The 14,115-nt window shown below is 54.2% G+C and carries 13 protein-coding genes; 3 read left to right on the forward strand and 10 right to left on the reverse strand.

Features of this window, described 5'->3' with window-relative positions; all coding sequences use genetic code 11:
- Positions 1–633: 633 nt before the first annotated feature.
- Positions 634–1,743, forward strand: coding sequence for a hypothetical protein (locus KI235_RS10805; protein ID WP_212795682.1), 1,110 nt, complete (start codon positions 634–636; stop codon positions 1,741–1,743).
- A gap of 125 nt (positions 1,744–1,868) precedes the next feature.
- Here KI235_RS10805 and KI235_RS10810 read toward each other — a convergent pair whose 3' ends face one another.
- The 3 genes from KI235_RS10810 to mobH form a co-directional block, all read right to left on the reverse strand.
- Positions 1,869–2,084 (reverse strand): hypothetical protein, encoded by a 216-nt coding sequence (locus tag KI235_RS10810; RefSeq protein WP_212795683.1) that lies wholly within the window; start codon positions 2,082–2,084, stop codon positions 1,869–1,871.
- A 363-nt stretch (positions 2,085–2,447) separates the two neighbouring features.
- The gene (locus KI235_RS10815) at positions 2,448–4,127 is read right to left on the reverse strand and encodes a hypothetical protein (RefSeq protein WP_212795684.1); all 1,680 of its coding nucleotides are present in this window, start codon (positions 4,125–4,127) and stop codon (positions 2,448–2,450) included.
- Positions 4,128–4,540: 413 nt separating this feature from the next.
- Positions 4,541–6,265: a MobH family relaxase gene (mobH, locus tag KI235_RS10820; RefSeq protein WP_212795862.1), complete on the reverse strand. Its 1,725-nt coding sequence runs from the start codon at positions 6,263–6,265 to the stop codon at positions 4,541–4,543.
- 231 nt (positions 6,266–6,496) lie between these two features.
- On the opposite strand from mobH, the gene KI235_RS10825 reads away from it, so the two are divergent.
- A complete protein-coding gene (locus KI235_RS10825) occupies positions 6,497–6,703 on the forward strand; it encodes a hypothetical protein (protein WP_212795685.1) in 207 nt (68 codons plus the stop codon).
- Between the two features lie 134 nt (positions 6,704–6,837).
- Here the strand turns inward: KI235_RS10825 and KI235_RS10830 are convergent, their stop codons facing one another.
- The 7 genes from KI235_RS10830 to KI235_RS10860 all read right to left on the reverse strand — a co-directional run bounded on the left by KI235_RS10830 (position 6,838) and on the right by KI235_RS10860 (position 13,660).
- Positions 6,838–7,800 (reverse strand): zincin-like metallopeptidase domain-containing protein, encoded by a 963-nt coding sequence (locus tag KI235_RS10830; RefSeq protein WP_212795686.1) that lies wholly within the window; start codon positions 7,798–7,800, stop codon positions 6,838–6,840.
- Positions 7,801–7,911: 111 nt separating this feature from the next.
- Positions 7,912–8,241 (reverse strand): hypothetical protein, encoded by a 330-nt coding sequence (locus tag KI235_RS10835; protein WP_212795687.1) that lies wholly within the window; start codon positions 8,239–8,241, stop codon positions 7,912–7,914.
- Positions 8,242–9,093: 852 nt separating this feature from the next.
- Positions 9,094–10,632, reverse strand: coding sequence for a conjugal transfer protein TraG N-terminal domain-containing protein (locus tag KI235_RS10840; RefSeq protein WP_212795688.1), 1,539 nt, complete (start codon positions 10,630–10,632; stop codon positions 9,094–9,096).
- 10 nt (positions 10,633–10,642) lie between these two features.
- The gene (locus KI235_RS10845; protein ID WP_212795689.1) at positions 10,643–10,951 is read right to left on the reverse strand and encodes a hypothetical protein; all 309 of its coding nucleotides are present in this window, start codon (positions 10,949–10,951) and stop codon (positions 10,643–10,645) included.
- Between the two features lie 3 nt (positions 10,952–10,954).
- The gene (locus tag KI235_RS10850) at positions 10,955–12,337 is read right to left on the reverse strand and encodes an integrating conjugative element protein (protein ID WP_212795690.1); all 1,383 of its coding nucleotides are present in this window, start codon (positions 12,335–12,337) and stop codon (positions 10,955–10,957) included.
- Entirely contained in the window at positions 12,334–13,290 is a 957-nt protein-coding gene (locus tag KI235_RS10855) for a TIGR03756 family integrating conjugative element protein (protein ID WP_212795691.1), read from the reverse strand. The genes KI235_RS10850 and KI235_RS10855 overlap by 4 nt, the downstream gene beginning before the upstream one ends.
- A gap of 115 nt (positions 13,291–13,405) precedes the next feature.
- Complete coding sequence (locus tag KI235_RS10860) at positions 13,406–13,660, reverse strand: helix-turn-helix transcriptional regulator (protein ID WP_137204796.1); 255 nt, start codon at positions 13,658–13,660, stop codon at positions 13,406–13,408.
- A gap of 158 nt (positions 13,661–13,818) precedes the next feature.
- On the opposite strand from KI235_RS10860, the gene KI235_RS10865 reads away from it, so the two are divergent.
- A complete protein-coding gene (locus KI235_RS10865; RefSeq protein WP_212795692.1) occupies positions 13,819–14,076 on the forward strand; it encodes a LasR-specific antiactivator QslA in 258 nt (85 codons plus the stop codon).
- Positions 14,077–14,115 lie beyond the last annotated feature (39 nt).

Genomic DNA, 14,115 nt, shown 5'->3' on the forward strand with positions numbered 1-14,115 from the left:
GAATTCCGAAGGTGTCTCGGGAAAAGGGTTAGGTTTTTTTTGAGTGGAGTGTGATGAGATGGAGCGCCCGTATTTGCTGGGTTTGAGGCCTAACTTTGATGGGTTAGGTTGGGTTAGGTCAAAGGTTAGGATTTAATAACTTACTGTTTTTAAAAGACTTTATAAATCGAGTATTTAACATCAATAAAGGTTAGGAAATTACCAAAACTAACCACAAGCTAACCTTGGTATTTCTTCGCAAAGCCTTACCAGACAAGGCTTTCAGGGCAGCGAGGAAAAAACTAACCCTTCTAACCATTTTCCTATGGGTCAACATAAAAAAGCTGAAAGCATGAGGGAAACGCGTAGGCATGGCGCACCGTTAGTTGTCCGCACAGGCCGGAGCACTAACGCTTCTAGGATTAGTACGTTCCATCTCTCTATGACCAGCTTGAAGGAATGTCACTCCGGTACCGCTGGGAGCTTTGAAAAAATGTTGAGCAGGAGAAGGGCGTCCTTTAGGGCTTTGGTAGGCGCATGAGGGGCGTTAGAAAAAAGGATGGAATGTTTAAAAAATGATCAGGAAAACAGCTCTGGGAATTGTGCTGGCTTATTGCTATCTTCTGGCGACTATTTGGCAAGCAAGGAGCAAATATGGCCGCCGTAAGTAATTCAGTTGTTCATTTGACGATGCGATTTGGAAGAACGAATCTTGCCATCGGCACGGGTATGGTTTACGAGCGCGAGGGGAAATTTTATGTGGTGACCGCTTGGCATAACCTGACAGGCCGTCATCCTGATAATTTAAGATTTCAGAGCGAACAGAACGCAGTACCAAACAACGTTGTTGTTAACCTTGCTGTTAGCTATGGTGGTTTTGGTGCGTCACGGATGTCAGTTGTTCTTCCGTTGATGGATGAGGAGAAAGCCCTTTTCCTTATTCATCCGTCAGGATGGCCAAGGGTGGATGTAGTAGCTATCCCCTTTGATCCAACGGGGAATCTAAAGATGGAGCTTCATCGTTTTGGTGAAGAGGTTGAAGAGGTATTGATTGCTCTCCTGGATAGTAGTATCAGCAATATTCCCGCTGATCTTTGTCCTATACAACGCTACCTAGTACCGGATCCAGCTATCAGGGAATCATGGTTGAAAAATGTAGAGGTGACTGAGGAGCTTTTCATCCCGGGCTATCCACATAACCTTCAAGACTACTATTCCCAGCCCGTCTGGAAACGCGCAACAATCGCCTCGTCAGTACAAAGTGGATGGGATGGCCAAGCCAAATACCTTGTTGACTCTGCGTCGAAGAGTGGTATGTCTGGTTCACCTGTCCTTTACTACAGTCCAAAAGGTGCTGTTCAAGTAGGTGGTATCTCTTATCGATTCCAAACCGATGTTGCAATACTTGCGGGTATCTACGTCGGGCGGGAGGGAGTAACTGAAAAAGCAGATCCACAAGTTGGTATCGTATGGCATCAGTCCGTAATAGATGAGATCATTGATGGTGGGATCTTCGAGAAACTTCCCTTTGAGATTGAAATCAATCCAAGCGCTCTTGATGTGGCAGTTAATGAAGAGCTAAAAACCTGTTCGCGAATAGGTTTGAACAACATCTTAAATCCCAAAATGCCTTCTAGGTATCTAGTCCGGGAGAGCGTTCTCAAGAATATACAGGGGAGAGCGATGCCGGAACAGGCTTTAGAAGCAGTGATTCGGTTAGCGGCGATTTACGACGGGCCGCTTGTCCCGGACGAGGAGGACTAGCGAAAAGTCCAAATGAATAAATATGGAGTGCATAAAGCACTCCCTTTGTAGGGCCACTTTCGGGCGTGCCGTGCATAACATTTACACTTTTCAGTCGACGCCCCCTCACTTAGACACTATTTCAGTCAGGTGGGATCTATCCCGTTCAATCGAGCTAAACCTTGTTTGATATGACCTGCATTCTCGGCGAGTGTGAAAAGCGCCCCTCGAACGTTTTCACCTAAGATCCCCGCGTCTTGCTGCTCAGCCCATAGAGTCAGCTCCATCAGCGCAGCTTCCAAGGCCAACTGATTTTGATAGATCCGTTCGAGAACGTCGGTCAGTGAATATTCGCTTGCCATGGCTTTCGACTCGCTTTTGAGAGAATGCAAGCATAGCAGTGACGATAAGGTAAATTTTCCGATGGCGAAAAAAGATTGGCTGGGTCAGTTCGCTGGAGTGGCGCTGGTACAAAAGTGGTACGGGTTCTCGCCGTTAGCGCTAGAGGCCCCTTGCTAAAAGGTCTGTAAAATTAATAGTTTCAATCCATCACCGATAAGGCTCGTAATTTCGCGTACGGTTGGCAGATATCATCCAATAGCGGCCTAACGAATATTTCTACGAGTATGGGTGCAATTCAAGCTGCGGTTTATAACTGGTCCCGTTTACAAGGCTCACATGAGAACGAGATTGTAATATCGATTCGGAAGCCCGGTTTGCTCCACTCAGTTGCTAGGTGGGAGCGGTTCACCAAGCACGCTTGGGTCTGTGTGAACTACCCAAGAATCTCCCGCTTGCAGTTGTGTCGTAATGGTTGATTTATCAGTCGTATAAAACCTTATCTTGGGGGTCTCGCGGGCATCCAGATCACTGAACAATGAGAACTTTACATCGGTATAAATCGTCTCGACACGTGGAGCCGTAATTGCCTGTCCAAACAATTCAAAGGTCATAGTGTCCTTCTGAGCAAGCTTGATTATAGGATCGGAGGCAGTTGACACGAAACTTGGAAGCTCGCACACATCGTGAGAGGTGAACGAACCGCCGCAAAACCATCCCGGTTTGCGGGTAGTTACCACTGGCCCAGCGAGCAATTTGACGTACTTTCGAAGAACCGTATAAACCTCGTGGTCAAAGTCGATAGACTTCAGGATGACATGATCACTGCATTGCTCTGCCACCTTGCGAGCATAATCCAGATACTCGATCAACCAACGCAACTGAGCATGATATTCCTCATTGATCGGGCTGGATTTAGTGTCAAAGGAAGCGACGTTGTTTCCGACCTCAATTTCAACAACTAGACGCCCCTTTTCGAGGTTTTGTGTAGCCTTCGATAGTCTGGCAAAACCTGGCAGATCGAGGATGTTCTTGCCGAGCCAAGCCTCGGCACTGAAGGTAAGATCGAACTTCGTATCCCGCCCGTCATGGGCGCATGAAGCTTTAACAGAAAGGAAGCCTCCCAACGCCATCCCGTTGAAAACCGTGCGCACGCTACCCGAGGTGTAGTAGCACGTGAAAGTATCAATTGCGCGCTCATGCCCTTCCGGGGTACGGAAGTAAAGATTGGCGGTCATCGCTCGCTTCGGCGCCCCCATTGTAAGCAAGCCCGGGCCTGGTCGATGAGCCCGCTGATGGATAGCATCGAACAGTTTCGAGCCTTCAAGCTTAAAATGCGCTTCGGGGATCTGCAGCTCCCGCCCTTCTTCAAACAATGCTCTTTCCGCCTCCCAGTAGCCCTCCAGCTGATCTAGACCTTGGAGGATGAGCTGTAGGCTGACCGTATCCTGTGCGGCGCTGATGATATGATTGAAGCTACCGCCGACCTTGTCGACCTGTACCTTGAATCGCGGGTCGAGCGCTTCCAGTCCGGACTCATACCCCTGCATAATTTCGGCTAAGGGGGTATTGAAGGGGTCGCTAGACTTGTTCACCCAGCGCTGCAACATTGAAACAGTACCCTCTTCAACAGCAGCTTTGACTTCACCTTCAGTGAAGCTCTTCTGGTTGATAAGGTGATTGGATCGCGCCTCCGCCTTTTGCTTCCATTCGAGCAAAGTTGCAACGCTGTAAGCCGAGTCGTCAGCGTCGACAAGCTTTGAATGCGTCTGACACATCCAGATTCCATTGTTTATGTGACGACGCTCGTTCTTGGTCTGTTCGAAATCGTAGCGTGGACCACCTGGCGCAGCCGCTTTGATATGGCATGCCACCCCGACTCCCACAGCCTTATCACCAGTGAACGCCGCGCCGTGCGTATGCACATGGCAATCGGGAAACGAACAGACATTTCCCGCGCAATCCCGCAAGCGTCGAACGGTTGACTGGAGAAAATCATGACGTTCATGGGTGACCTGTTTCGATGCCTCGGCAGGCTTCTTTCCTTTGGATTTCATGCCACTCATAAACGCCCTCATGATGTCCTTCCGTGGCCTTGCTTGGTATGCGTAGTAGAACGCTCCGGAGCCTCGAGATTTAATCGGCTAAGTATAGTGGTTTATTGGTTTTCCTTGGACGAAAATGACCATGAGATCGCGACCGGATACTCTGATACGGCACTAATTTGAGACGCAGCTTTGGGCCGATTGCCGCCTGGCGTGCGGGGCCGGGCATCAATGTGTGGAAGTAAAGTTGGTACAAAAGTGGTACGCAGCTTCTAGGTCTGCTCTGTAGGGCAGGGAATGCAAGGCCTACAGGATTAGCAGTTCCAATCCATCATTGGACGCAAAGCCCGCTAGGACGGATAATGGGGCGATCAAGCAGCGAGGGTTCTCCAGGGGCCAACTCTGCGTTTCGAACCCATCAATGGGCAGGATGTTCAGTTTTTTTCGATTTTAAGGAAGGGATTGTCGGGCGGAATTAATTCAAAAAGTAGCTTCGGTTCCTCAATCAGATATCCCTTGAGGACGGTTTTCTTCCTTGGACCTTGCACGTGGCATGTCCAGATGTTCAGACCATTGTCTCGCTTCCTATGAACCCTCAGCTTCTCGAACTGCTTTTGCACCCAGCGCCATGCCTCAATCTCCTGATCTGAACCCTGCGAAACGCCTGGAAACTCCTGCGCATAGCGTTGGAAGAGACCAGGCGTGACCAGAAATACGCTGCCATCCACCGTGTGGATTTTGGCCTTGCTGTCGTTGATGATCAGTTTGTAGCTCAGAATGCTTTCCTTGACCCAATTCAGGAATGCCTGGCCTGGGTTATCCGATTGAAGCGTTGAAATTTCGATAGCACTTTCTGACAGTGCGTCACTGGCCTCAGGCTTTTCCAACTCGAACATGTCCAGCAGCGTGCCGAGGTAATCGCCATCCTTTAGTACCATGGGATCCGGCTGCGGTTGGCTTTGAGCTGATCCTGCACTGGCTGTCTCAGGCGCTGGTGTTGGTATCTGGGTGTCAGTTGAGTGGTCATGGGCTGCAATGCTCACCGTTCCGCTGAAAGCCTCGGGCCGGTCTTCGTTCCCCCAAATCAGCGCCGGTTGAAGGCGCAGAAAGGTGAAACTCTGCTGCCAATTTCCCTGTGCCACAAGCGCGGTCCAGATGGCTTTGCCTTCCGGTGTGGACTCCACCAATCCATGCGATTGCAGCTCGTCAAACACCGCGAGATTGGACGAGGGAATGCCTTCAATCGATTGCGACAGCAGATAGGCTCGTAGCCTGTCCGTGACCGTCTTACTGACGAGCCAGAGTGCGTCCTGGGTCAGCCATCCCGCGGCACCTGGCTGGTTGAGTTTCAGCTCGTTCAGAACCAGATGACGCAGTCCGCTGATCAAGTGATGTTGCAGCGAAGGAATGGGCGCTTGTAATGCCTTGCTTGGGTTGCCACCGATGTTCTGCGCAGTGGAAACGCGGTCGGCCTGAGTCACCAATTCGCCCAGCACGCCGGCACGTTCGTACTGACCCGCCAGGACATACAGCAGGTTGGCCCAGAGCGATGGGAACCCACTGAGCCAATCGAAGATCGGGCGGTCGAGAATCTGCGTGTAGAGCAAGCCTGCGGCCGCGCCGTGCAGGTGGTAGTCGCGCCCCTTGAGGTAGCGAAAACGGTAGGGCTGATCTAGGGATCCCTGCCAAGGATGCCAGACACGGCCATCCTGGCGTTCGACCAGCAGGTCCACGGCGATTTTGCCGATGTCATGCAGCAGGGCTCCATAAGCGATGCCGGCGGACCAGGCATCTGTCTGTGCGGCTTGGTCTTCGGGTGCGGCACCGGTGGGAAGCAGATACGACTGACGCAGTTTCAAACTACAAGCGACCAGCTCCAACCCATGATCGAGCATGCCGCCAAGATAAGCATGGTGGTGCGTCTCGCTGGCTGGAAGCTGCTGGACCAGCTCGGCGTATCGATGGATCGGATTTAAATAGAGCTGGCTGAATTGCGGATGGGAGAGGGCGGTGTACTGCCAAATGCGATCAAGCAACTGGCGGCGATGCTCGGCTGCTAACAAGCTCTGGGACGATTCGATGGACAGGTACCCATCGGCGACGTTTACGGTTGGTGGCGGAGGAGGCTTTTGCCTTTTGTGCCGAAACAGACTGAGCATCATGGTCCTCCCGGGAACTGGCAGAGTCAGTGGCCTTTTAGCCTTTTCGGATAGGGCTCTTACCCTTGACTCCCCATTCCCTTCCCACCCTTACCGGTCCTTTTGACGCGTTTCCCTTTGTGCGGCAATCGGAATATCGATTTGTCCTGGTGCCGTTTTGTTGGATGCGCATGCTGGTGCGTAAAAGGAAAGTGTCGGTACACTGCGGTGCGAATTTTATTGGGTCTTGCCATGAACCTCACTGACGCCACGCTCGTGCTGCTGCTCGCGGCACGTATCCATGGAACAGACGAAGCCGTCAGGGCCTCGGCGAAGAGCGTGGTCAAGAAGCTACCGCGCAGCAAACGTGATCTGATCTACAAGGTGATCTACAAGGTGATCGACAGCCGAAGTCCACTCGAGCTGGTGGATTACCTGGCGGAGAATCTGGATACGTAACGGCGTGCTGCTGCTATGGGATTACCTCATATTCTTTGCGTCAGAGTTCCGCGGTGTAGGGATTTTTCTGGGCATAGAAAAAGGGTCCAACTCGTGTTGGACCCTATGAAGCGTTTGCAGCGGTGAGGTGACGATCAAGCTCCATCGTTCATGCATCGCGAGTCATCCATTACCGTCTGCTTCCGATGCTGCTCCAGGTTGAGCACATACTCCGACGCGCATCGGGCCTGGCCACTGGCACGGAAGATGGCGCGGTTGTCAGCCTTGAGCAGGCCGAGCCAGGAGTCGATATAGCCCTCGTGCCGAAGCTCTCCCCGTATACCGGCGTAGGCACATAAAAAAGCGGCGCCCATTTCGGCGATCAACTCTTCAAATGCATAGCCTGGCGAGCCAAATGGACACGGAGAGATCACGCCTTCGCGCTGCAATCGAGAGTGGTGTCCGGTCCAGTGCGTCAGCTCGTGAAGTGCAGTGGCGTAGTATCCACATTGATCGTGGAATTGCGATTTTGTTGGCAGTTGGATGAGATCCCTGATCGGGTGGTAAAAGGCTTCGTCGGCAAATCGATGAATGATATTTGCGCCCGAACTTAGCAGCAGATCTTCCGCAGCGCTGTTGGGGAAGAAGGGATCGCTCGGTTCTGTTTCGAGCACGGTTTCGTTGAGTGTTTCGAGCCCCTCCGTTTGCTCGATGTTGAACAGAAAATGCGTCCTGAGAATCCCGAAATGAGCAACCTTGGGCTGACCGTTTTCATCGAGTACGGGTTGGCCTGATTCGGTCTGTTCCTCGCGCTCCATCGGCTTGTAGAGCACTGCCAGAGTGCTGTGCTCACTCTTACGGATGTACCCGCCGGCTTTTTTGGCTTGGTTGAAGGTCAGCCAGCGATCTTGAGTGAACCCCTGCAACCTGGCCTCGGCCCAGAGCAACGGTAAATTGATGCCCGAATAAGGACGCTGCGTGACGGCGTTGATGGGATAGGGTTGATGATGACCGACGTCAGTTGAGCCACTTGAGGACCAGGGCTTGATCCAGGGGGCTACGCCTTGGCCTAACGCGGCAACAATTTTGTCAGTCACGTCTTGGTAGATATTGCGCATGGCACTTTCCTCGGAGAAAACGAGGAACGCCTTGCCCGTCGGGGAAGGGTTCCCCGGTGGGTGTTGGTTTGGATTGATGCAGGACTGCGCGCAGTCTGAGTGTGTATGCGTTCAGCGTTGATGCTCTTCTGCAAGCGCTATCAATAAGGCGTCAGGCTGGTCCGGTGCCTGAAGTAGGCTGAGGCTCAGTTGCAGCAACGGTTCATGATTTGCTTCACGTGTTGAGGCAACTTTGACTACCTTGAACGCCACGTAGGGTGCGTTTGGATCGGCCAGGTGAGCTTTAAAGGCTGCGCGTACGACGTTGCTCAGCCTATCGAGCTGCAGTTTTTCAGGATGATTTAAACCGTCGAGCAATACCGCGTGTTGCCACGCGTCTGGAGTGAACACAACGGGCAAGCGCAGAGTGTTCAGTGCTTCGCTTGTGAGTGAGTCGGACATGGTGTGCCTCCGTTGAAAGCGCGAAGAAACCTGTCCCATAGGGGAAAGAATTTCCCCGCGGCGGGTTGAAGAAAAGCAAGAGGGTTGGGACGAGCCGAGCTCGAAAGACGCTCGGGAGAGCAGTAGGCGTTCATCACCGTGAAACGTGACCGTGCGAGCCACCGAACGCTAATCGCACTTGGGGGGAACCATCACCGGAGTGACGTAGCTTTGAAGGCTCTGGCTACCTGGGAAGGTGCTGTCGATAACAGCGATCCGTATCCTCTATGTAGCTGGATGATATGGATGGGTCAACGGCCATAGAAGCGCTGGTGCACGAGCTGCGTCTTCTGTCTTCCAGTAAAGAGTTTTTCGACCGAGCAAGCTGATAAACGGTTAAGCGTGGGCGATTTTCAGTAGTAGGCTGTAATCTCGATTTCCACAGGAACACGTTCAGAAGAGGGCGCAATCATGCCGGCTCAGCAGCCACTTCAAATCTCCCGCGCACACCGCTGGGCCTATGCATGCGGTATGTCGGTAAAACGTGTTTATCGCAGGTTGAAAGGATTTGAATCTCGTGTGGCTAAACGTGCGGCGGCGACAGGTATGCCTGCGGGGGGCTATTGGTTCGTGGGAGCTTTCTAGTTACGAAGCTGGCACTCATCCTTGGGTTGCTCTTTATTGGTTTCTGGTTGGTAGCTTCTGTCGTAACGATGATTGCTGTGATTGGTCTCCTATTGTCCAGGGCTGCCATTGATGGGGATCTTGAAGGCAATGATCCAGGTCCAGACTTTTTAGGGGTCAACTCCTATCTAGGCAATTACGACGATAACGGCCATTACATCGGCCATTCCAAATCATCGAGTAGTGACGTCAGATGATCCTTTTCGTAGCTCCCATCAACTGATCTGTGCCTTTGCTTGCCGCGCCATGCGCTGCCTTGCTCGCACTTCCTAACATTCCTTCAAGGCTGCTGCCAATTGAGTAGCCTGCCCAACTCATAGCAACCAGAAATAGACCTGGCAGAACCAAGAACATCGCCCCCATCACATACTCAATCACCTGCGCCGTGACGGTTCCGTCCATAAAGCCGGATGTGGGCAGCGACAACAGCACCTGATTGGACGCCGACACTTGGTTGTACAAGGTATCGAGCATGCTGGAGTCGACCCAACGGGCCAACTCCCACCAGAAGGTCAGCATGTGCAGCGTGAACAGCGCGAACGTCACCGTCATGACGGTCTTTAGCTGGTAGGTACTGACCAGCAGAATCAGCGGCACGCTGATGATGACGCCCATGATCAGGAAAGCCTGCACCATCGGCAGGGCAGCGCGTAGTGCATTCATTGCCGGGAAGTTGCTGAACGAGCCAAGGGCCAGCCCAGTGTTGGTGGCCAGGTTATTGAGCCCCTGATTGATCGATCCACCGCGAGCACTGGAGCCATAGTCCTGGTACACCTGTCCGGGCGACATGGACATCGATTGTTGGCGTGGGCTGACCAATTCGCGCAGTGTGGCATCCTCGATCTCGTTGCTTGAGCGACCAGTCAACCAGCCTTTCAGCTGAGTCAGTAGCGAAGGGTCAACTTGCTCGACCAATCGTGCTCGCAACCCGATACCGCTGTCACTCCACCATTGTTTGCAAGTGGGGTAGCCTGCGCCATTCTCCAGCCGTGGCAAGGAAATATCGCGGGTTTCATCGTAGGGCCAACTGACTCGCGGCGTCCGTGAGCGATCAGTGTCGTAGTATCCCGGAGTGTCGAGAAAATAGCGTGAGCCGATCCAGGACGCATCATGACTTTGTGCCTTGTCCAGCTGCGGACGATTGGTGAACAGCCGAGAGCGGGAATAGCCGTAGCAGTCGCGAGTGAAGTCGGCGACTTCCTGTTGCAATACCTGGTTATCGATGCGAGAACTGTCGATCTCCATGCGCATCTGACGGATGTCCGGTGCGCAGGGGATGGACGCGCTGGCCGCTGCGGTCACTCCTTTGCTCAAGGCATGCACCAGGAACCACCAGATCGGCACGTTGGCAGAGCGTTCGCCGATGGTGTTGAACGTGGTGCCCCAAGCGGTTTCCGCTGGCTTGGCCACACTGACACCGCACCGTTGGCTCGCAGCATCATCGAACGCCATTGACGTGAGGCTCAATGGAAAGACCGGCGCGCAGCCGAACAAGACAACGATGTAGGCCAACCAAAGCCGGTTCTCGATTCGAGGCACCGAGAGCAATCCCTTGTTGCCTTCATCCGCGCCTTGCTGGCGGGCAGACAACCACTCTTGCAAGATGATCGCGCCGAAGGGCGCGGCGAACAATCCAGTATCGGACAGGACGTTCCAGATACCGTTGTTGATGATCCATGCCAGCAGGGAGAGGTAAAACTCCAGGTAGCTGTTGGTGCTCATGAGCATGGTGGTGACCTCACAATCGAGTGAGCTCGACGCAGGTAAAGAGCAAGAGCCCTAATGTCCCGGCGCGTTTCACGCGCAGTCGGTCCTGTGGTCGATGTCGGTAGCGCCTCAGCAGGTCCCACCAGAGCGCAAAGAGGACGCCGTAGAGCAGGGCGCGCCACCACCGCAGATAAGGCCGTATCGACTCCAAGGTTTGCTGCCAGACCTCGAAACTGCCCAGCGCAGTGCGGCCGATCCAGGCGACCAGTGCGGCGGCGAGGATCATCACTGCTGCAACCCGGAGACTTGAAAGCAAAGTGAATAGCCGTGAGCGTTTCATGGCTCACTTGCGCCTGGCGTTAGCGTCGTTGAGTCGGCCAGGTTCAGGGTCGCCTTGCTCGACGGTACGCGAAGCATCGGCGCCGCCGGCATGCCGATCGAGCACGAGGCTGGCGGTATTGGTGGCCAATATTTGCCGTACCTGCAGCTCGGTCTGCAGCAGGCGTATTTCACGCTCCAACGTGTCGATGTTTTTCATCAAGGCCGTTTGGGCCGGCTCGGCTGAAGCGATGTTCGGTTCGTGACTGCCTGCCAGCAGGGTGCGCAGTAGCAGGAGCGCCTTATTGAGTACGCTGGACAGGGCCGTCTCACTGGCCAGGCGCCGCGCCAGGAGTTCCTGATCAGGATCGTCGCGCAGGGCTTCGATCACACCACGGGTCACCGGCAGCATCGGGCTGGAGGCTTTGCTCAGATTGTCAGGGTTCGGCGGCAGAGATCCGGACAGTAAGCCTTGCAGGGTTTTGAGGTGTTCACTGTAGGCCTCCTGGATCAGCGGCGTCAGTCCGCTGCCTGCGGTAGCCCGCATAGTTTCGCAGGTGTCGCAGGTCGCGACTTCGGTCTCACCCAACACTCGAACAGCCCATTCGGATTCCTCTTGCGGCGAGGTCCACGCTTGGCAAATAGCGCCGCCCAGGCAATCACTGCTACTGATCGAGGCGCTGTCATCCACCGACCGGTTATGCAGCAGGTTGTAGCCCGCGCGCACCACATCGGAGGTTGCCCGGATGGGTGTTTGTCCGCTACCTCCAGCTTTCTGCCCACCGACCCATGACACCCCATTATTGCCGTTACGGGCTTCGGTGTTTTTCACTGCGGCCACCGCATCACCGCCGGTTTGTTCGAGGTTGCCCTGCATCTCCTGGTTCTTGGCCAATGCGCCCCAGCCGGCTTGGCCGACCTTGTCAGCCATCTTCTCGGCCATGGCCTGGCAGGTCAGTTTGGAGCGGTCGAAGTCGATACGCCCCTGCATCACCCCGTTACTGAGCAACTCATAGAGACCGGGATTGGCGCGCTGAATAATCAGCGCGGGCAGCGACATGACTGCTTGGGTCGCGTTCTGCACGATGCTGCCCATGATCTGCTGGAAACCTTCGGTGACGCCGTTCAACTGGTTTTGCAAGGTGTTGGTGAGGCTCATGTTTCCGCACATCATGTTCGCCTGCCAGGATCCGCCGACACCGAGCCCGTTGGGGCGATAGAGCGAGCTCGGCGAGCCCGCTGCCGAGCCGCCACCGATGGTGTACATCACCTTGTCGTCGAGCACTTCGCCTTGAGTGCCTAGACGGTAATCGTCCTCGGCGGTGTGGGCATGCGTGGCCACGGCGAGCAGTCCGCAGAGCAAAAAACTCCTCGGGCCCAACCATGGTCCTGCAAGAAGCCCACTCATAAAGCACCGCCTTCGAAGTCGATGCTAAACAGGAAGGTCTGTCCCTCACGCTTACAGCAGCTATAGGGGCGCCACAGCGACCAGGCGTAGCCGCCATCCGCGCTCTGCACCGAATTGCTGGGGAAAATGGCACATGTGGGTTGAACCTGAGGGTAGAGCAACTGCCATTTGTGAGTCGAAGCATCGTTTTCAATTATCGGGCCGGGAGGCCAGTAACCGTCGCGTGGCGCGGGTGTGAGCGGTAAGTACACATGCGGCTGCCAGTTGCGAGTAATGAAATCACCTGCCCGCTGCGCCATCACCGCAGCGGCTTTGAAGTCGTCGGGTTGTACCAGAAATCCTTGCCGGGGATAGACGTTGCCCCACATGTTGCCCGCGAGCTGACGACCGATCTCACGGACTCCCGGTAAGAGCGACTCGGGATAAAGGCTTTCAGGGATGCCATGACGCCAGGCCAGTGAGTCCAAAGTGCTCAAGTAGTAGGACGTGAACGCAGTGGCGCCGCTGGCGCAGGCGTAGCCGGATTGCGAGGCCAGTTGTGTGGTGGCCCAGCCACCGGGGTGGCCGATGCCATCAACATTTTTGAAACGAGGCAGGTTATCGCGTTGGGTGTTCGGCGTGATCAGGTTACCGCCACCTTCCGCACCGCTGATGGGAGAGGAGAGTGCGGCCATCTCGATCCAAGGATTGGCACCGGTGGTGGCATAGATCGAGACCACCAGTTCAGGAATGAAATGACGAACCTTGGTCGAGGTTTTAACCGTGCAGCCGAAGGGGGTACAGAGTAACCAGAAGCAGATGCCGACGACTTTGTACTCGAGGCAGTCTGGAGAAAGTACGGAGGCGGTAATGCTGCCGGTATCCAGCGCCACGCTCGACCCGGATGCCAGCAGAATGCTCAGCACCAAAGGATGTAACTTCTGGGGCGAAATATGCGGGCAGGCAGCAGACATGATCCAGGCTCTGGGTGTATGGCCTGGACAGGTTCAATGATCGAAAGAGGGGTGTCAGTGAGAAAGCCGAACGCAGGATAGTCGGTTTACAGCGACCTTCTAGATCAGCTGATAGTCATTCAGCGCTCAGCGTACGAGCAAGCGTGTCAGACTCGATGAGCAACTGATCCGTTTTGATCTCGAAAATGTTGGCGAGTTTGCAGAGGACCAATAACGATGGGTTGCCTACCCCTCGTTCGATTTGACTCACGTAGGTACGATCCACCTCGGCCATGAGCGCCAATTGCTCCTGGGTGAGATTCTTCACGCGTCGCATCGAGCGGATATTTTCCGCTAGTTGCAGACGGAGCTGTTCGTAGTCTTGAGTCATGCGCGCAAACTGCGCCTTGAGGGACTCTCAATCCACGGGATATAGTCTACATTGGCTCTGATTCAGGCTTTTTTGATGCTTAAGCCGAGTGTCAGTTTTGTTTCTATGCTGCTTAGAACAGACCGAGCATTAATAAATAATCGAAAGCTAAGGTGTCTATGGACGAAAATTACGTTTCAATTCCGGCGGCGGATGGTTGCCAGAGCCTTCTGACGCCGTGGGGCAGCGAATTTGCGCCTATGATCGAACGCGGCGTGCAATGCGCCCAGGCTTGGCTCGATACTCCCGGCGAGACTCCACTGTGGTGGGAGCTGGCCCAAACACGCAAGACCTTTCCTATCGGTGACTGCCAAGATGCTTTTGAAGCCGGATTCTTGTTGAGGATTCAGCAGCGGCTTCGAGGTGCATCGCAGTAACCGGCCGCTCGATTAGAGTGCGATACTTGAGTAGATTTC

Source organism: Pseudomonas sp. St386 (assembly GCF_018325865.1).
Lineage (GTDB): Bacteria > Pseudomonadota > Gammaproteobacteria > Pseudomonadales > Pseudomonadaceae > Aquipseudomonas > Aquipseudomonas brassicacearum.